The organism is Streptomyces sp. NPDC005070 (assembly GCF_053600395.1).
In genome coordinates this window covers 54,745-73,755 of sequence record NZ_JBSFZS010000006.1, presented here as the reverse complement: position 1 = coordinate 73,755, position 19,011 = coordinate 54,745, and the positions used below count along the sequence as shown (strand labels likewise).

At 70.5% G+C, this 19,011-nt stretch carries 13 protein-coding genes; 10 read left to right on the top strand and 3 right to left on the bottom strand.

The window, feature by feature from the left end; all coding sequences use genetic code 11:
* Positions 1-109 precede the first annotated feature (109 nt).
* The 3 genes from ACWEBX_RS03955 to ACWEBX_RS03945 all read left to right on the top strand — a co-directional run bounded on the left by ACWEBX_RS03955 (position 110) and on the right by ACWEBX_RS03945 (position 5,173).
* A complete protein-coding gene (locus tag ACWEBX_RS03955) occupies positions 110-2,164 on the top strand; it encodes an IucA/IucC family protein (protein ID WP_451883352.1) in 2,055 nt (684 codons plus the stop codon).
* A gap of 62 nt (positions 2,165-2,226) precedes the next feature.
* Positions 2,227-2,994: a GNAT family N-acetyltransferase gene (locus ACWEBX_RS03950; RefSeq protein WP_451883314.1), complete on the top strand. Its 768-nt coding sequence runs from the start codon at positions 2,227-2,229 to the stop codon at positions 2,992-2,994.
* A 160-nt stretch (positions 2,995-3,154) separates the two neighbouring features.
* Positions 3,155-5,173 carry an ATP-dependent DNA helicase gene (locus ACWEBX_RS03945; protein ID WP_451883313.1) on the top strand — a complete coding sequence of 673 codons (2,019 nt, stop codon included), beginning with the start codon at positions 3,155-3,157 and terminating at the stop codon, positions 5,171-5,173.
* Between the two features lie 560 nt (positions 5,174-5,733).
* On the opposite strand, the gene lexA is transcribed toward ACWEBX_RS03945, so the two are convergent.
* Positions 5,734-6,510: a transcriptional repressor LexA gene (gene lexA, locus ACWEBX_RS03940; RefSeq protein WP_103549644.1), complete on the bottom strand. Its 777-nt coding sequence runs from the start codon at positions 6,508-6,510 to the stop codon at positions 5,734-5,736.
* A 518-nt stretch (positions 6,511-7,028) separates the two neighbouring features.
* Here lexA and nrdR point away from each other — a divergent pair.
* The 3 genes from nrdR (at position 7,029) to ACWEBX_RS03925 (ending at position 11,576) form a co-directional block, all read left to right on the top strand.
* On the top strand, positions 7,029-7,580 hold the full coding sequence (nrdR, locus tag ACWEBX_RS03935; RefSeq protein ID WP_403649857.1) for a transcriptional regulator NrdR: 552 nt from the start codon (positions 7,029-7,031) through the stop codon (positions 7,578-7,580).
* Positions 7,581-7,742: 162 nt separating this feature from the next.
* Complete coding sequence (locus ACWEBX_RS03930) at positions 7,743-10,640, top strand: vitamin B12-dependent ribonucleotide reductase (protein ID WP_451883312.1); 2,898 nt, start codon at positions 7,743-7,745, stop codon at positions 10,638-10,640.
* Positions 10,641-10,895: 255 nt separating this feature from the next.
* On the top strand, positions 10,896-11,576 hold the full coding sequence (locus tag ACWEBX_RS03925; RefSeq protein WP_451883311.1) for a DUF6215 domain-containing protein: 681 nt from the start codon (positions 10,896-10,898) through the stop codon (positions 11,574-11,576).
* Positions 11,577-11,657: 81 nt separating this feature from the next.
* On the opposite strand, the gene ACWEBX_RS03920 is transcribed toward ACWEBX_RS03925, so the two are convergent.
* Positions 11,658-12,191, bottom strand: a complete 534-nt coding sequence (locus tag ACWEBX_RS03920; protein WP_451883310.1) for a TerD family protein — start codon at positions 12,189-12,191, stop codon at positions 11,658-11,660.
* Positions 12,192-12,345: 154 nt separating this feature from the next.
* Here ACWEBX_RS03920 and ACWEBX_RS03915 point away from each other — a divergent pair, with 154 nt between their 5' ends.
* From ACWEBX_RS03915 to ACWEBX_RS03900, 4 genes are all read left to right on the top strand, one after another.
* Positions 12,346-12,951: a YdbC family protein gene (locus tag ACWEBX_RS03915; RefSeq protein WP_451883309.1), complete on the top strand. Its 606-nt coding sequence runs from the start codon at positions 12,346-12,348 to the stop codon at positions 12,949-12,951.
* Positions 12,952-13,078: 127 nt separating this feature from the next.
* A complete protein-coding gene (locus ACWEBX_RS03910; protein ID WP_451883308.1) occupies positions 13,079-13,762 on the top strand; it encodes a histidine phosphatase family protein in 684 nt (227 codons plus the stop codon).
* A complete protein-coding gene (locus tag ACWEBX_RS03905) occupies positions 13,752-14,681 on the top strand; it encodes an ADP-ribosylglycohydrolase family protein (RefSeq protein WP_451883307.1) in 930 nt (309 codons plus the stop codon). The genes ACWEBX_RS03910 and ACWEBX_RS03905 overlap by 11 nt, the downstream gene beginning before the upstream one ends.
* Positions 14,682-15,540: 859 nt before the next feature.
* Positions 15,541-17,178, top strand: a complete 1,638-nt coding sequence (locus tag ACWEBX_RS03900; protein WP_451883306.1) for a DUF4153 domain-containing protein — start codon at positions 15,541-15,543, stop codon at positions 17,176-17,178.
* A gap of 264 nt (positions 17,179-17,442) precedes the next feature.
* Here the strand turns inward: ACWEBX_RS03900 and ACWEBX_RS03895 are convergent, their stop codons facing one another.
* Positions 17,443-18,990 (bottom strand): MFS transporter, encoded by a 1,548-nt coding sequence (locus ACWEBX_RS03895; RefSeq protein WP_451883305.1) that lies wholly within the window; start codon positions 18,988-18,990, stop codon positions 17,443-17,445.
* Positions 18,991-19,011: the final 21 nt, after the last annotated feature.

Below are 19,011 nucleotides of genomic sequence, written 5' to 3'. Positions count from 1 at the left end.
TCACCGCCCGCCCCACCGACCGGCCAGGAACGCCAAGAGCCCCGACGCACCCCGGCTCCGGCCCGGTCCCGTCGCCGCACGAGCCCGAACGACCCGCAAGGAACTCCTCGTGAACACCACCCCCGTACCCGACAGCCCTCCCTCCCCGTACGAGCGAACGGCCGTCGCCGCACCGGCTTCGCACCTGCCCGCGGAGTCCCTTCCCCGGCAGACGGACGCGGCCAGGGCGCCCGAACGGCCGGGCCGGGCCACCGTGGACCCGGTGGACCTGTTGGACCTGCTCGACCACCCCGACACCCGGACGGCGGCGCAGGCGGCGGCCGTCGAGAATCTGCTGCGCTGCTGGGTACGGGAGAACGACCTGGCCGCCCCCGACGACGGCACCCTGCGCATTGCACTGCCGGCCAGCGGCGCGGCCCTGCTCGTTCCCGTCCATCACTGGTCCCCCTCCGGCTGGCACCGCTTCGGGCTTCCCCTCCTCGCCGGAGCGCCCGAACAGGCACCGGCCGTCGACGCGGTGACCGTGGCGGCCCTCCTCGCACGCCAGACAGCCCCCGGAACACCGGTCGCGGACACGATTCACCCGGCACCGTCCGACGATTCGCCGGCAGAGGCAGAGGCAGAGGCAGAGGCAGAGGCAGAGGCAGAGACGCCGGGCGAGGCCGACGCCCGGCACGCGGACAGTCCGGCCGGTGAAGGCGCCGACCTCGTCGGCCGCGTCGCCGACTCGGTCCGTCGCACCGCCGTGTTCATCAGGGACCGCAGGGAGCACCCCGCCGACCCACCCGACCACTTCCTCGCCGCGGAGCAGGCGCTCCTCCTCGGCCACCCCCTGCACCCGACGCCCAAGGGGCGCGACGGCCTCTCCGACACGGAAGGCAGGCTCTACTCACCCGAGTTGCGCGGCTCCTTCCCGCTGCACTGGATGGCGGTCGCCCCCTCGGTGCTGGCGTCCGACTCGGCGTGGACGGAACGCGGCCGGCCCGTGTCGGCGGAGCAGCTCACCCTGCGGCTGGCCGGACCCGGTCTGTCCCTCCCCGAGGGCTGTTCCGCCGTACTGCCCCTGCACCCCTGGCAGATGCGGGAGGTCCGGCAGCGTCCCGAGACCGCGGCCCTGCTGGACGCCGGGCTGCTCCGCGACCTCGGCCCCCACGGCACGCCCTGGCACCCCACCTCCTCCGTCCGCACCGTCTACCGCTCCGGCGCCCCCGCGATGCTGAAACTGTCGCTGGGACTGCGCATCACCAACTCCCGTCGTGAGAACCTCCGCAAGGAACTCCACCGCGGCGCCGAGGTCCACCGTCTGCTGCGCGGCGGCCTGTTCGAGCAATGGCAGTCCGCCCATCCCGGCTTCGACATCGTCCGCGACCCGTCCTGGCTCGCCGTCGACGACCGGGACGGCAATCCGCTTCCCGGGCTCGACGTGATGATCCGCCACAACCCGTTCGCGCCGACGGACGACGTCGGCTGCGTCGCGGGGCTGGTCTCACCCCGGCCGTACGCACGCCTGGGTACACACAACCCGGCCGAGCGCGGCCCCTTCATGCGCTCCCGGCTCACCGAGGTCGTCACCGGGCTCGCGGGACGGACCGGCCGCCCGCGCGGCGCCGTCGCCACCGAATGGTTCCTGCGCTATCTCGAACAGGTCGTCCGCCCCGTGCTCTGGCTGGACAGCGAGGCCGGCATCGCCCTGGAGGCGCACCAGCAGAACACCCTGCTCCTGCTGGACGCGGACGGCTGGCCCGCGGGCGGCCGCTACCGGGACAACCAGGGCTACTACTTCCGCGAGTCCCGGCGTGCCGAACTCGACCACCGGCTGCCCGGCATCGGCGCGCACAGCGACACCTTCGTCTCCGACGAGGTCACCGACGAACGCTTCGCCTACTACCTGGCCATCAACAACGTGTTCGGCCTCATCGGGGCCTTCGGCTCCCAACGGCTCGCCGACGAAGCTCTGTTGCTCGCCGCGTTCCGGCGCTTCCTCGGCGGCGTGATCACCGGCCCGGCTCGGCTGCGGACCCCGCTGCCCGCCCTTCTGCTCGACTCACCCGTCCTGCGCTGCAAGGCCAACCTGCTGACCCGGTTGCACGGCCTCGACGAACTCGTCGGCCCCGTCGACACCCAGTCCGTCTACGTCACCATCACCAACCCCCTCCATTCCTGATGTCCGACTCCCCTCATCCCTGGGGAACATGACCCACCCCGTCTCCCGAGAGGAGCGTCGTCGTGCCTCCCACCGACGAGAGCACCGACCCCGTCACCGGCACGGACTGCGAGGACACGCTCGACCTGCGCCTTTCCGACGAACTGATCGCCCTGTTCGCGGGGAGCATGGGACCGGGGGACGAGGCCGCGGAAGGAGCTCCGGAAGGAGTTCCGGGCCGATCTCGGGAAGGGGCCGTGGACAGGACGCCGGACGGGGGCGATCTGCTCGACCGCGTCGGCGGCTGGGGGCCGGCCAAGACACCCGCGGGCGTCCTCCAGCTCGTCCCGGTGCGTCCCGGCCGCGACCTGGCCCTCGTCCACCGCTGGATGAACGACCCCGCCGTCGCGGAGTTCTGGGAGCTGGCGGGACCCGAGTCCGTGGTCGAGGACCATGTGCTCCGGCAGCTCGACGGCGACGGGCGCAGCGTCCCGTGCCTCGGCGTGCTCGACGGCATCCCGATGAGCTACTGGGAGATCTACCGCGCGGACCTCGATCTCCTGGCACGCCATTACCCCGCCCGGCCCCACGACACCGGGATCCACCTCCTCGTCGGCGGTGTCGCCGACCGCGGGAGGGGCGTCGGCTCCACCCTGCTCAGAGCCGTCGCCGACCACGTCCTGGACAAGCGCCCGTCCTGCGCCCGTGTCGTCGCGGAACCCGACCTCCGCAACACCCCCTCCGTGTCCGCGTTCCTGAGCGCGGGCTTCCGCTTCTCCGCCGAGGTCGATCTGCCGGGCAAGAGGGCGGCCCTCATGATCCGGGACCGGGCCCTGCGCGATCTGCTGTAGGGCCGTCACCCCGTGACGTGCCGATCGCACCATCCGGTTCTTGTGCAGGAGTCTGCGTGTCGCATCCCTTGATCCTCGGGCCCGCGTCGGCCTTGATCACGCCCTTGGTTCCGGGCTTGATCGCTCGGTTGTCAGTGGCGCCCCGTAGGCTGGCAGCGCTATGACGAAGCCCTCCCTCCCCGAACTCCTGCACGCTGCCGTCACCGCTGTCGGCGGCTCGGAGCGCCCCGGCCAGGTGACGATGGCCGAAGCCGTCGCGGCCGCCATCGACGACAGCTCCCACCTGCTGATCCAGGCGGGCACCGGCACCGGAAAGTCGCTCGGCTACCTGGTTCCCGCGCTCGCGCACGGCGAGCGGGTGGTCGTGGCGACCGCCACCCTGGCGCTCCAGCGTCAGCTCGTGGAGCGGGACCTGCCGCGCACCGTCGACGCGCTGCATCCGCTGCTGCGCCGCCGCCCCGAGTTCGCGATGCTGAAGGGCCGGTCGAACTATCTGTGCCTGCACCGCCTGCACGAGGGCGTGCCGCAGGACGAGGAAGAGGGACTCTTCGACCCGTTCGAGGCGGCCGCGCCCACCAGCAAGCTGGGACAGGACCTGCTGCGGCTGCGCGACTGGTCGGACGAGACCGAGACGGGTGACCGGGACAACCTCACCCCCGGTGTCTCCGACCGGGCCTGGGGCCAGGTGTCGGTGTCCTCCCGGGAGTGCCTCGGCGCCACGAAATGCGCCTACGGAGCCGAGTGCTTCGCCGAGATGGCCCGCGAGCGGGCCAAGCTCGCCGAGGTCGTCGTCACCAACCACGCACTGCTCGCGATCGACGCCATCGAGGGCGCGCCGGTCCTGCCGCAGCACGAGGTGCTGATCGTCGACGAGGCCCATGAGCTGGTCTCCCGGGTCACCGGCGTCGCCACCGGCGAGCTCACCCCGGGGCAGGTCAACCGTGCCGTGCGCCGCTCCGCGAAGCTCGTCAACGAAAAGGCCGCCGACCAGCTCCAGACCGCCGCCGAGGGCTTCGAACGCCTGATGGAGCTGGCTCTGCCGGGCCGCCTGGAGGAGATCCCGGAGGACCTCGGGTACGCGCTGATGGCGTTGCGCGACGCCTCCCGTACGGTGATCACCGCCCTCGGCTCCACCCGTGACAAGTCCGTCCAGGACGAGGACGCCGTACGGAAGCAGGCACTGGCGTCCGTCGAGTCCGTGCACGCCGTGGCGGAGCGCATCGCCAACGGCTCCGAGTGGGACGTCGTCTGGTACGAGCGTCACGACCGCTTCGGAGCCTCGCTCCGGGTCGCTCCGATGAACGTGTCCGGGCTCCTGAGGGAGAAGCTGTTCGCCGACCGCTCGGTCGTCCTGACGTCCGCCACGCTCAAGCTCGGTGGCGACTTCAACGGCGTGGGAGCGTCGATGGGGCTCGCACCCGAGGGCACGGAGGGTGACGACCTCCCGCAGTGGAAGGGTGTCGACGTCGGCTCGCCGTTCGACTACCCCCGGCAGGGCATCCTGTACGTCGCCCGGCATCTCTCGCGCCCCGCGCGGGACGCCGACCGGGGGGACATGCTCGACGAACTCACCGAGCTGATCCAGGCCGCCGGCGGCCGTACGCTCGGTCTGTTCTCCTCGATGCGCGCGGCCCAGCTCGCGGCGGAGGAACTGCGGACCCGTATCCCCGAGTACCCGATCCTGCTCCAGGGCGAGGAGACGCTCGGTGAGCTGATCAAGAACTTCGCGGCGGACCCGAAGACCTGTCTGTTCGGCACGCTCTCGCTCTGGCAGGGCGTGGACGTGCCGGGGGCCAGTTGTCAGCTCGTCGTCATGGACAAGATCCCCTTCCCCCGCCCCGACGACCCGCTGATGAGCGCCCGCCAGAAGGCGGTCGAGGAGAACGGGGGGAACGGCTTCATGGCCGTCGCCGCCACCCATGCCGCGCTCCTCATGGCCCAGGGCGCCGGCCGTCTCGTCCGGGCCTCGGGTGACCGGGGTGTGGTGGCCGTCCTGGACCAGCGTCTGGCCACGGCCCGCTACGGCAGCTATCTGAAGGCCTCGCTCCCCGACTTCTGGTACACCACGGACCCGAACCAGGTCCGTAGATCCCTCGCGGCGATCGACGAGAGGGCCAGGACGACCGAGGAGCCCACGCCGAAGCCCGCCGACGCGCCCGCGGAGCCAGAGGACGCGTAGCCCAGCCGACACATCGGCGGAGCCGGAGAACGCGCGGCCCCGCCCGGAAACCAACACAGACGACGCCACGGCCCGGCGCCCCGGGCGCCTGCCGGGCACCCCGGAACCACCGCAGTCCGCCCGGCGTTCGTAGCCCCACAGGGCGCTTGCCCGAGGCTCTAGGAACCCCACGTATCTGGTCGCCGTTCCGGGACCCGGGGTGCTTGCCGGACTGTCCGGTGACCCGGGCCTGCTCGGGCGTCCGAGCTACTGGTGCCCGCCGGCCCGCCCGGGCTCCGGGCCTGTTCGGCTGTTCCGGACCCCGGCGTCTGCCCGGGCATCCGGGCTTCTGGTGCCCGCCGGGCCGCCTGGGCTCCGGGCCTGCTTGGTGGTCCCCGACCCCGGCATCTGCCCGGGCGTCCGGGCCTCTGGTGCTGCCCGGCCGCCCGAGGTGCCGGGCGGTCCCGGACCGGGCGCGCTCGGTCAAGGCCCCCGGCCAGAAACGTGCAGGGCCCCGGAACCGGCGCAGTTGGTTCCGGGGCCCGGTCAGGGGCGGGGGCGGTGGACCGCCCCTCGCGGTGTCACACCCGGCGCAGCACGGCGACGACCTTTCCGAGGATGGTCGCCTCGTCGCCCGGGATCGGCTGGTACGCCGAGTTGTGCGGCAGCAGCCACACGTGGCCGTCCTCGCGCTTGAACCGCTTCACCGTGGCCTCGCCGTCCAGCATCGCGGCGACGATGTCGCCGTTCTCGGCGACCGGCTGACGGCGGACCGTGACCCAGTCCCCGTCGCAGATGGCGGCCTCGATCATCGAGTCACCGACGACCTTCAGCACGAACAGCTCCCCGTCACCCACGAGCTGGCGGGGGAGGGGGAAGACGTCCTCGACCGACTCCTCGGCGAGGATCGGGCCACCGGCGGCGATACGGCCGACGAGCGGTACGTAGGACGCGGCCGGCTTGCCCGCCGTGTCCGTCGGCTGCACCGACGACTGGTCCGAGCCCCGGACCTCGTACGCGCGCGGGCGGTGCGGGTCGCGCCGCAGGAAGCCCTTGCGCTCCAGCGCCATGAGCTGGTGTGCGACGGAGGAGGTGCTGGAGAGGCCGACGGCCTGCCCGATCTCCCGCATCGACGGCGGGTAGCCGCGCCTCTGTACGGAGTCCCGGATCACCTCGATCACCCGGCGCTGCCGGTCCGTGAGTCCCGAGCTGTCTGCCCGGATGCCTGGAGGTCGGCCAGGCAGGGAGCGCTTTGGCCCCTCATGATTCGCGGCTTCGTTCATCACATGCACCGGCTCGAGTCGGCCCTGGGAGCGGTCCTGGGCGGTGATGGTGGCACTGTCTGCGGTGGTGGTCACGTCGGCCCCTCTCGATGGTCTCCCTGCTGGACAACGGTAGTTGCTTTCGAAAGGTTGCGCCAAACACACGTTCGAGTGAAAAACCGCGAATTGCCTGACGTGAGCATGTGTCTGGGTGTATGGCTGTCGACGCGCCTGGCGGACAAAAAGGCCCATTGCTGTACCCTTCAGCGCCGGAGGCGGCAGCCGTACCGGCTGACCTGGGCCGTCGCCCAGTCTGCCATTCGACGGCCGACCGGCCGGGAACCGGCCCCTTTCCGTGCGTCGGCCACGCTATCCCCGTGTGTCCGGGATGGGTATGCCTGTGCGGCACGTGCCCTTACGTGTACGACACGCGCGGCGTGGGCGGTTTCAGGGGTCGATCCCCACATCTAGTGGTTGGATTGCGGAGGCATCCCAGAAGTTGTGGTCCCCCGGGTCTCCCGGCCCTCGGGCATCGCCTATGCTTGAGGCTGCTTCGAGGGGCCCGTGAGGTCCCGCGAGGTTCCTGAGTCGTGCTGTGAAGGAGGGTTGGAGCCATGCACTGCCCCTTCTGCAGGCACCCGGACAGCCGCGTCGTCGACAGTCGTACGACCGACGACGGCACGTCGATCCGCAGGCGCCGCCAGTGCCCCGACTGCTCCCGTCGTTTCACGACCGTGGAGACGTGCTCGCTGATGGTGGTGAAGCGCTCCGGTGTGACCGAGCCCTTCAGCCGCATCAAGGTCATCAACGGCGTGCGCAAGGCGTGCCAGGGGCGGCCTGTCACCGAGGACGCGCTGGCCCAGCTCGGGCAGCGGGTCGAAGAGGCCGTGCGAGCCACCGGAAGCGCCGAGCTGACCACCCACGACGTGGGGCTGGCCATACTCGGACCCTTGCAGGAACTCGACCTCGTGGCCTACATGAGGTTCGCGTCCGTGTACCGGGCCTTCGATTCGCTCGACGACTTCGAAGCCGCCATCGCGGAACTCAGGCAGGTGAATCAGCGCCCGGCCGAGGACGACGACGTCCCGGACGTGGTGTGCCAGGAGACCGATCACAGGCCGGGCGGAACCGCTGAGGTTCCCGTGCCCGCCACCGCCGCCGACTGACCGCGGACCGGACCCTTCAAGGTGTCCGGGCCCGCCCGCGGGCGGCGACCACAGACTTGCAGCGCACGGCCGTACCAGTGGCGCGCGCTGCATCAGAGACACACCGTGCCACGGGAAGTTCGCGGCACTTGAGCGCGTTTTAGCCTGTTACAGGGAGGCGGCATGACAGAGACGGCGAGCGGTCCGGCACGAGGTTCCCGCGCGAAGGGCGGAGCCAAGGCCAGCAAGGGACTGCGCATCGAGCGCATTCACACCACCCCCGGCGTGCACCCGTACGACGAGGTGGAGTGGGAGCGCCGTGACGTCGTCATGACCAACTGGCGCGACGGCTCGATCAACTTCGAGCAGCGTGGCGTCGAGTTCCCCGGCTTCTGGTCGGTGAACGCGGTCAACATCGTCACCAGTAAGTACTTCCGCGGTGCCGTCGGCACCCCGCAGCGCGAGGTGAGCCTCAAGCAGCTCATCGACCGCATCGTGAAGACGTACCGGAAGGCCGGCGAGGACTTCAAGTACTTCGCGTCGCCCGCCGACGCCGAGATCTTCGAGCACGAGCTGACCTACGCGCTCATGCACCAGATCTTCAGCTTCAACAGCCCGGTCTGGTTCAACGTCGGGACCCCCCAGCCCCAGCAGGTATCCGCCTGCTTCATCCTGGCCGTCGACGACTCCATGGAGTCGATCCTCGACTGGTACAAGGAAGAGGGCATGATCTTCAAGGGCGGCTCCGGCGCCGGCCTGAACCTCTCCCGCATCCGCTCCTCCAAGGAGCTCCTCTCCTCGGGCGGCAACGCCTCGGGTCCCGTCTCCTTCATGCGCGGTGCCGACGCCTCCGCAGGAACGATCAAGTCGGGCGGCGCCACCCGCCGCGCGGCCAAGATGGTCATCCTGGACGTCGACCACCCCGACATCGAGGACTTCATCGAGACCAAGGTGAAGGAAGAGGAGAAGATCCGCGCCCTGCGCGACGCGGGCTTCGACATGGACCTGGGCGGCGACGACATCACGTCCGTCCAGTACCAGAACGCCAACAACTCGGTCCGCGTGAACGACACCTTCATGAAGGCGGTCGAGGAAGGCGGAACGTTCGGCCTCACCTCACGCATGACCGGAGAGGTCATCGAGAAGGTCGACGCCAAGTCCCTCTTCCGCAAGATGGCCGAGGCCGCCTGGGCCTGCGCCGACCCGGGCATCCAGTACGACGACACGATCAACCAGTGGCACACGTGCCCGGAGTCCGGTCGTATCAACGGCTCGAACCCGTGCAGCGAGTACATGCATCTGGACAACACGTCCTGCAACCTCGCCTCCCTGAACCTGATGAAGTTCCTCAAGGACGACGGCAAGGGCCACCAGTCCTTCGACGTCGAGCGCTTCGCCCAGGTCGTCGAGCTCGTCATCACCGCGATGGACATCTCCATCTGCTTCGCCGACTTCCCGACCGAGAAGATCGGCGAGAACACCCGCGCCTTCCGTCAGCTCGGCATCGGCTACGCCAACCTCGGCGCCCTGCTGATGGCGACCGGCCACGCGTACGACTCCGACGGCGGCCGCGCGCTCGCCGGCGCCATCACCTCCCTGATGACCGGTAGGTCGTACAAGCGTTCCGCCGAGCTCGCCGCGGTCGTCGGCCCGTACGACGGCTACGCCCGCAACGCGCAGCCCCACCAGCGCGTCATGAAGCAGCACGCCGACGCCAACACCTCGGCCGTCCGCATGGACGACCTGGACACCCCGATCTGGGCCGCCGCCACGGAGGCCTGGCAGGACGTGATCCGCCTCGGCGAGAAGAACGGCTTCCGCAACGCGCAGGCCTCCGTCATCGCCCCGACCGGCACCATCGGTCTCGCGATGTCCTGCGACACCACCGGCCTCGAGCCTGACCTCGCGCTGGTCAAGTTCAAGAAGCTCGTCGGCGGCGGCTCGATGCAGATCGTCAACGGCACCGTGCCGCAGGCCCTGCGCCGCCTGGGCTACCAGGAGGAGCAGATCGAGGCGGTCGTCGCCCACATCGCCGAGAACGGCAATGTGATCGACGCCCCCGGTCTCAAGCACGAGCACTACGAGGTGTTCGACTGCGCCATGGGTGAGCGCTCCATCTCCGCGATGGGCCACGTCCGCATGATGGCCGCGATCCAGCCGTGGATCTCCGGCGCGCTCTCCAAGACGGTCAACCTGCCGGAGACGGCGACCGTCGAGGACGTCGAAGAGGTCTACTTCGAGGCGTGGAAGATGGGCGTCAAGGCGCTCGCGATCTACCGCGACAACTGCAAGGTCGGCCAGCCCCTCTCCGCCAAGACCAAGGAGAAGGAGAAGGCCGAGGTCACGGCCAAGGCCGAGGACACCATCCGTACCGCGGTCGAGAAGGTCGTGGAGTACCGCCCGGTCCGCAAGCGTCTGCCCAAGGGCCGTCCCGGCATCACCACCTCCTTCACGGTGGGCGGCGCCGAGGGTTACATGACCGCCAACTCCTACCCCGACGACGGTCTCGGCGAGGTCTTCCTCAAGATGTCGAAGCAGGGTTCGACCCTCGCGGGCATGATGGACGCCTTCTCGATCGCCGTCTCGGTGGGTCTGCAGTACGGCGTGCCGCTGGAGACGTACGTCTCGAAGTTCACCAACATGCGCTTCGAGCCGGCCGGCATGACGGACGACCCGGACGTGCGGATGGCGCAGTCGATCGTCGACTACATCTTCCGCCGCCTGGCGCTGGACTTCCTGCCCTTCGAGACGCGCTCCGCGCTCGGCATCCACTCCGCCGAGGAGCGTCAGCGTCACCTGGAGACGGGTTCCTACGAGCCCTCCGAGGACGAGCTCGACGTCGAGGGCCTGGCCCAGTCCGCGCCCATCGCGCACGAGCTGAAGGCCGTCGCGGCCCCCAAGGCCGAGCCCGTCGCGGCCGAGCCCGCGCCGAAGCAGGTCCGCACCAGCGCCGAGCTGGTGGAGATGCAGCTCGGCATCCAGGCCGACGCCCCGCTCTGCTTCTCCTGCGGTACGAAGATGCAGCGGGCCGGCTCCTGCTACATCTGCGAGGGCTGCGGTTCGACGAGCGGTTGCAGCTGACGCCGGACGGACGGGCGGTAGCGGCTGACACCGGGCGCCGGTTCGGCGAACGGCCGCGGCCGACACCATGCGCCTGCCGGGCGTGAAAGGCTGATCAGGGCGGTGGAGCGAGCAGTCGGCTCCACCGCCCTCGGCGTTTCCGGCGGCTGCCGCCGGGTCCGGAGGCCGGGTCCGGCGGAATTCGCCTTTCCCGCGAAACGATCAACGGCTAGTCTCCCTCCGCGCGCACGGAGCGTGCGGGGGAAGGCGGGGGACATGGCCGACAAGGTGGCCGGATCGAAGAGAGGCCTGAACGCGGGGGTTCAGGCCGTCGCGGCGGTGGTGCTGGTCGCGGGCGTCATGGGGGGCATATGGGGGCTTTCGCGGGTCCTTCCGAACAGCAACGGCACCGGCGACCCGGCCAGGTGCTCCGACCGGCTCGGCGCCCCGTCGCCGAAGCGCGTCTCCGGTGAGCAGCTCTGCCAGGCGCTCAACCGCGGGGACCTGCCGGCCCTCCTCGGGACGCCCGACGAGCACGCGCGGACGGCCAACGGCGACGACAGCGTGATCACCCTTGACGGCGGCACCAAGATCGCCAGCCCCGAAGCGAACGTCACGCTGAAGACGTACTCCGTGAAGCTGTCCGCCTCGGACGACCGGCTCTCCGTCGCCCAGGGCCTCGATCTGCTGCCGAAGGCGGAGCCGAGGCAGATCCTGGGCCACCCGGCGGTCCTCTACTCGGACCGGACGATCGCCCTCAGCTTCGGCTCGGGCAAGGCCGAGAGCGGCCCCGGCGGCGTCGCCCGCAGCCTGCTGGTCGCCAAGGACGCCAAGGGGGGCGGCGGTTCGTTCGAAATCTCCGTCTGGCGTCAGGACGGTGGGGTGCCCGACGACGCGGCGCTGTTCCGCGTCGCCGAGCTGGTGCTGCCGACGGTCCCGGGCTGGAAGAGCGGCTGAACACCCGCCGCCGGACAGGCCCCGGGCGGGTCCGGGGCCGACGGCCGGCACAGCGCGGACGGGAGGACGCCGGGCTGTGCCTCATGCCTCCTGCGGGCTGCCCATGACCCTCGCGAAGGTCGCCGGGTCGGTGTCGAAGCCGTGGATGCCCGCATGGAACGTCCATTCACCGGAGTGGTCGCGCACGAACTCCCCGATGGTCGCGGCCGTCGAACCCAGCACGTCGCCGAAGTCGCCCTGAGTCAGGGCGGTGTAGCCCTCGCGCAGCCGGAAGGCGGGGTTCAGGACACCGACGAAGGTCCGTGCCTCGGTGCGCTGCTGGATCAGGACACCGACGACCACGCGCGCGTAGCGGCTGTCGAGGCGGTCGAGTTCCAGGGTCATGACCTCGTCCCAGCCGAAGCCCTTGCCGTCCTTGCTGTCGCGGTTCAGATAGATGGTGCCGTCCGGCGAACGGCTGCCGAAATACACCACGTAGTCCGGGTTGCCGTTCGGCGCGGACGCCAGATACGTCGCCGCGACGATGTCGAGATCGGTCGCGGGCTCGCCCACGGGACTGGGATCCCACTTGATTGCCAACTCGGCCTTGCGGATCCCCTTGTTGAGACCGTTCACCGGATGTCCCCTCCCCGTTCCTCAACAGTCACCGGTCCAACTCCCCTGAGAGCAGGGCCGATTGCCCATCGTGCCACGCACGCAGGGGCGCGCGCCCGGATCCACTCCGCCAGAGCGTGACCGGCGCCACGTTCCGGGGCCTTACGATGGCGCGGTGCTGGTCAAGTGGATTCGCTGCACCGTGGTCGACCGCCGCGGTTTCGAACGGGGGCAGCGAAAGTGGGCGGGGCTTCTGGGGGAGCCGGGATTCCGGGGACAGGGGGGAGGGTGGAGTGTGGGGCGAACCGGTGTCGCGCACATCTTCTCGTTCTGGGAGAGCCGTGCCTTCTACGACTCCTTCATGGCCCGGTCCCACGACCGGCTCGCCGCGTCGCAGTCCGGCACCTTCAAGGACGCTCAAGTCAAGCTGTTCGACTACCGTTTCGACGTGAAGACGGGCTTCGAGCCGCGCTTCACGGACTCCGACGTGGTCCGGGTCGCGCACTGCCGTGTCCACGAGGAGCGCGCGGAACACTTCGCCCTGATGCAGGAGAAGGTCTGGAACCCCGCGATGGCCGGTTCGCCCGGCATGGTCCGGGGCATGTTCGGCGAGGCGCCCGGCAGTGAGTTCCTGGTCCTGTCCATGTGGCAGTCGGCCGCCGAGCACGGAAAATACCGCGCCGAGCGGCTGGAGCGGCTGGCTCTGCGCGCCCAGCTCGAGGCAGACATAGCCGCCCTCGCGGGAGATGTCGTGCAGCTCGAACCCGGCTGGATCGTCTGACGGCACCCTCCCGTCGGGCGAACTGATGTGCGGGAGAGTGTGACCTGTGCTGCCGGAACAGTGTGACCTGCGCCTTATGTGACCGTACGACCGCTCGAACAGGGCCGGCACGATCTAGGGTTTTGGCATGGCACGACCACGGCGCATCGTCCTTGTCCGGCACGGCGAGTCGGTGGGCAATGCCGATGACACCGTCTACGAACGCGAGCCCGACCACGCACTGGCGCTCACGGAGACGGGGTGGCAGCAGGCGGAGGACACCGGCAAGCGGCTGCGCGAGCTCTTCGGAAGGGAGCGCGTAAGCGTTTACGTCTCCCCCTACCGCCGTACCCACGAGACCTTCCGCGCCTTTCACCTCGACCCCGAGCTCGTACGCGTGCGCGAGGAGCCTCGACTGCGCGAACAGGACTGGGGCAACTGGCAGGAGCGTGACGACGTACGCCTCCAGAAGGCCTATCGCGACGCGTACGGGCACTTTTTCTACCGGTTCGCGCAAGGCGAGTCCGGCGCCGACGTGTACGACCGGGTCGGCGGCTTCCTGGAGAGCCTGTACCGCAGCTTCGAGGCCCCCGACCACCCGCCGAACGTGCTCCTGGTGACCCATGGCCTGGCCATGCGGCTGTTCTGCATGCGCTGGTTCCACTGGAGCGTCGCCGAGTTCGAATCGCTCTCCAACCCGGGGAACGCGGAGGTGAGGATGCTCGTTCTGGGGGAGGACGGCCGGTACACCCTCGACCGTCCCTTCGAGCAGTGGCGCGATCCGGAAGTCGTTCGGAGCCACCGGATAGAGTGGCAGGGCGATGATCGCTGACATCTCTCCCGACGGGCGCTTCGAGCGCGCCCTCGCCAGCCTGCGCGGACTCGCGGTGGGAGACGCGCTGGGCTCGCAGTTCTTCGTGCCCGTGAACTACCCCCTGCTCAAGCGCCGAGAACTGCCGCCCCGGCCCTGGCAGTGGACCGACGACACCGAGATGGCCTGTTCCGTGGTCGCCGCCCTGGCCACACACCACCGCGTCGACCAGGACGCACTGGCGCACTCCTTCGCCGACCACCACGACTTCGACCGCGGCTACGGACCGGCGGTCAACCGTCTCCTGAGGCTGGTCCGGGAGGGCGGAGACTGGCGCGAGCTCGCGTCGGCGCTCTTCAAGGGCCAGGGCTCCTGGGGCAACGGCGCCGCGATGAGGATCGCTCCTCTGGGCGCCTGGTACGCGGACGACCCGGAGCAGGCGACCCACCAGGCGGAGATCTCCGCCTATCCGACGCACCAGCACCGCGAGGCCGTGGTCGGCGCGATGGCCGTCGCCGCGGCCGCGGCCCTGGCCGCCGACCCGGCGGGCCCGCCCAGCGCCGAGGCCCTGCTGGACGGCGTCATCGCGCTCGTACCGCGCAGCGCCGTGGGGGCCGGGCTGAGGCGCGCCCGCGACATGCTCGACTACGGGGACGCTGCGACCGTGGCCGCCGTGCTGGGCTGTGGACGGCGCACGTCGGCACACGACACCGTGCCCTTCGCCCTCTGGTCCGCGGCCCGCGCCCTGGGTGACTACGAGCAGGGCTTCTGGGCCACCGCCCAGGTCGGCGGTGACGTGGACACGAACTGCTCCATCGTCGGCGGCGTCATCGCCTCGGGAAAGGCCGGCGCGCCCCCCGGGGCATGGCTGGAAGCGACGGAGGCACTGCCGGAATGGCTGCCCGGGGTCGCGTCGGGGAGCAGTGCGGGCGGCGTGTAGGGCGTACCGGGCGGCGGCGTTTCGGGCATACCCGCCAGTGGCGTGTTCGCCGAGGAGCGGGTGGAGGGGAGCGTGCCGCCGGCTGCCTGTCGGGCGTACGGCGGGGCCTGCCGTCGGCGTGTTTCGGTGGTACGGCGGCGGTGTGATCGCCGGCGAGCGGCTGGCGGGGCGAGTCGGCCGTCGGCTGCCTGTCGGGGCGTACGTCGGCCGCGCGGAGCCAAGGGGATGCGACCGGGCTTCCCGGATTCCTCGGGGACGTCTTGCGGCGGCCTTCGGACGCCGCGTGAGGCGGGCTCTGGGGGGCGGGGGAGGAACCCGGCCCAGGCGGGCTCCGGAGGGCTCCGGAGGGGCTCCGGGCTGTGTCACAGGCTTGCTACAGCCCCTCGGCGCCGTGGTGAGCCGCATGACCCCTGGATACCCTGTGCGCCACGCCGCCCGTTGATCATGGCGGGCGTGTGCCGACGAAACACCGGCTGACAGCCTCTCCGCCCCAGCGGCGTGATCCGGGCTGCCCGGTGACCGGCTGGGAGGGGATCCCTTGTCCGACATACCGTCCACGCCCGAGCCCGAAGACGGGCCATCGGCGCAGCGGAGGAGACCGGAGGCCGGCGAGGAGACTCCGGGAGCCGTGCCCCGGCACTCGGAGACACCGGAGCCCACGGACTCCACGGATTCGGACGCGTCGGGGGGCGCGGACGAGGCCGGGGGTACGAGTGGGTCCGAGGCTGCGGTTGCGTCCGCAGGCGCGGTTGAGTCCGAGGGTGCGGTCGAGTCCGAGGGTGCGGATACGCCTGAGGTCGAGGAGGAGCCTCGGATTGTGGACGGTCCGGGACGGGCGGGCGCGCCCGGGGATGGCGAGGTGACTGGTGCCGCGCACGGGCCCGGTGCCAAGCCCTCGCCCGAGAGAGCAGCCGGGGTCGTCGGTGCCGGTGCCGGCGTCGTCGGCGGAGTGCGGCACCAGGCCGCCCGGCCGCCGCAGGCGAGGGCGGGCAAGGCGGGCCCGTCGGCCGCCCCCGACGTGTGGTCGCCGGAGCTGTGGGTCACGTCGCCCGCCCCGGTGCGCACGCCCACGCTGTGGGCCGTGCTCGCGACCGGCGTGCTGAGCATGCTGCTCCTCGACGGCGGTCTCGGGATCAACCTCCTGCTGGTCGCGGTCCCCGCGGCGCTCGCCGCGTACTTCGCCGGCCGGGCCGCGAGGCGCCGCCCGCGCGCGTGGAGCGTGGTCTGGGGCATCGGTGGCATCGGTCTGCTGGCCGTGCCGGCTCTGCGGGACGCGGACTGGCCGTCGTTCCTGGCGGTCACGGCGGCGATCGGGCTCGGCTCGCTCGCGCTGAACGGCGGCCGCACCTGGCCGGCGATCCTGCTCGGCCCCGTCGGCGTGATGAACTCGGTGATCACCGGCATCACCTGGGGCTGGCGCGGGCTGCGGGAACGATTCGGCGGCGCCCGTCGCGGGGTCGGCGTCGGCCTGCGCGCGTTCGTGGTGAGCGCGGTCCTGCTGCTGGTCTTCGGCGCCCTGTTCGCCGGAGCCGACGCCGCTTTCGCCGATCTGCTCAGCGACCTGGTGCCGGACACCTCGGTCACCGGCGGACCCGTGCGCGTCGTGCTCCTGTTGTCGGGCCTGGTCGTGGCGCTGGCCGTGGCCCACACGGCGGCCGCGCCGGTGCGACTGGACCGTGTCGTGGTGCGCCCAGGGCGCCCGCGCAACCGTGTCGAGTGGGCGCTGCCGCTGATCGTGCTCACGGTGCTCTTCGCGGCCTTCAACGCGGTTCAGCTCGTCGTCCTCTTCGGCGGCTACGACGCCGTGCTGAAGAAGACCGGCCTGTCGTACGCGGCGTACGCGCGCCAGGGCTTCTGGCAGCTTCTGTTCGTCACGCTGCTGACCCTGCTCGTCGTGGTGTTCGCGCTGCGCTGGGCCCCGCGGGACGGCGCCGGCGACCGGAAGCTGGTGCGGGGTGTGCTGGGAACTCTCTGCGCGCTGGCGCTCGTTGTCGTGGCATCCGCTGTGCGACGTATGGACATGTATGTGGAGGCTTATGGGCTGACGCGGCTGAGGATCTCGGTGCTGGCCGGGGAGTTGTGGCTGGGCCTGGTCATCGTGCTCATCATGGCGGCCGGTGTGTGGGGTGCCCGCTGGCTGCCTCGCGTCGTCGCGGCCAGTGCGGCGGTCGGCGTCCTCGCGTTCGGGCTGATGTCGCCGGACAGCCTGATCGCCGAGAGCAACGTCCAGCGGTACGAGGACACGGGCAAGTTCGACATCCTGTACGCCCGCGATCTGTCGGCCGACGCCGTACCGGCCCTCGACAAGCTCAAGGAGCCGACGCGGTCCTGCGTGCTGAGAGCGATCGCCGACGATCTGGGCGAGGACGACACACCCTGGTACGCGACCAGTTGGGGTGAGGCCCGGGCCCGGGACATCCTCCGCGAACGCCCGCCCACCCCGTCCGTCGACGAGACTGTGTGCAACTCGCTGACGGAGGTTCCCGAGTACCGCTGACGGTCTTCGTCCGACGCTCGACGGGGCCGGTCTTCGGTGTCTCGGCACTACCGGCGCCGCTGGCACCTCCGGCTTCGTCGGCTCCGCACCGTGGACGGCCGGACCGTGGACGGCCGGACCGTGGTCGCGCCGGGGTCTCCACGACCCGGACCACGACCCGGCCCTCCACGGTTCTGCGCTCAGTTCGGCGCGGGCTCTCCTGTCGTACCGGCGAGAGTGCCCTGAGCCGACGGCGAGTCTCCCGCCGTACCGGCGAGCGCGCTCTCAGCCCGCCGCCGGTTCCGCCGTACCGGCGAGAGCCTCCATGTCGCTCTTGCGGACCCTGATCACCAGTGTGGCGGTGGTCAGGGCGAGCACGGCCATGCCCACCGCCGGCACGAAGGCGGTCGAGATGCCGTGGGCGAGCACATCATGGCCCCAGGGGGCAGGCAGTTGGTGGGTCTTGGCGAACGCCGCCTTCTGCTCGGCCGAGCCGTCCGCCAGGAACTTCGGCATCTGCTTCTGCGCCTCGTCGCGGCTGGCCGAGCCGAAGACCGTGGTGAGGATGGAGAGGCCGAGCGAACCGCCCACCTGCTGCGTGACGTTGAGCAGACCGGAGGCCGCACCCGCCTCGTGCTGGGCGACGCCGGAGACGGCGGTCACCGTCAGCGTCACGAAGTTCAGGCCCATGCCGAAGCCGAACAGCAGCATCGGTCCGAGAACTCCACCGGCGTACGAGTCGTCGGGGCTGATGAAGGTCAGCCAGCCGAGCCCGAGGGCGACGAGCGACGAGCCGGTGACCATGAACGGCTTGGGGCCGAGCACCGGCAGGAAGCGCTGCGAAAGACCCGCGCCGACCGCGATCGCGACCGTCACCGGCAGGAAGGCCACACCGGCCGAGATCGGCGTGTACCCCAGCACGTTCTGCACGAAGAGCACGATGTAGAAGAACATGCCGAACATCGCGGCGGCGAGGCTCAGCATGATCAGATAGGTGCCCGAACGGTTCCGGTCGGCGAACATCCTCAACGGGGTGATGGGTTCCTTCGCCCGCGTCTCGATGATCCCGAAGGCCAGCAACAGCACCGCGGCCGCGCCGAACGACCCGATCGTGAGACTGTCCCGCCAGCCGTTCTCCGCCGCACGGATGAAGCCGTAGACCAGGGAGGCCATGCCCGCCGTCGAGGTGAGCGCGCCCGCGATGTCGAAGCGTCCCGGGTGGCGCTGGGACTCGTTGATGTACATCGGCGCGAGAACGGCGATCAGGATGCCGATGGGCACGTTGACGAAGAGGACCCATCGCCAGTCGAGCCACTCCGTGAGCATCCCTCCGGCGAGCAGACCGATGGCGCCGCCACCGGCCGAGACCGTCGCGAAGACGGCGAACGCCCGGTTCCGCTCCGGGCCTTCGGGGAAGGTCGTCGTGATCAGGGCCAGCGATGTGGGGGAAGCGATCGCGCCACCCACGCCCTGCAGGGCCCGCGCCGCCAGCAACTGCCAGGGCTCCTGGGCGAGTCCTCCGAGCAGTGAGGCGAATGTGAACAGCAGGATGCCGGTCATGAAGACCCGGCGCCGGCCGAGGATGTCACCGGCCCGTGCGCCGAGAAGCAGCAGGCCACCGAAGGTGAGGGTGTACGAACTGACCACCCATGTCAGGTCTGTCGTGCTGAAGTCGAGTGCGTCTTGAATGTGCGGGAGTGCGATGTTCACAATCGTCGCGTCGAGTACCACCATGAGTTGGCAGGCCGCGATGACGGTGAGCGCTATGCCGGGATGTCCCTCCCGGCGTGCCGCACCTGGCTTGCCGTCCTTAATCAACTGAGAGGTTGTCACTATGCTTCCCCCACAAGTGAG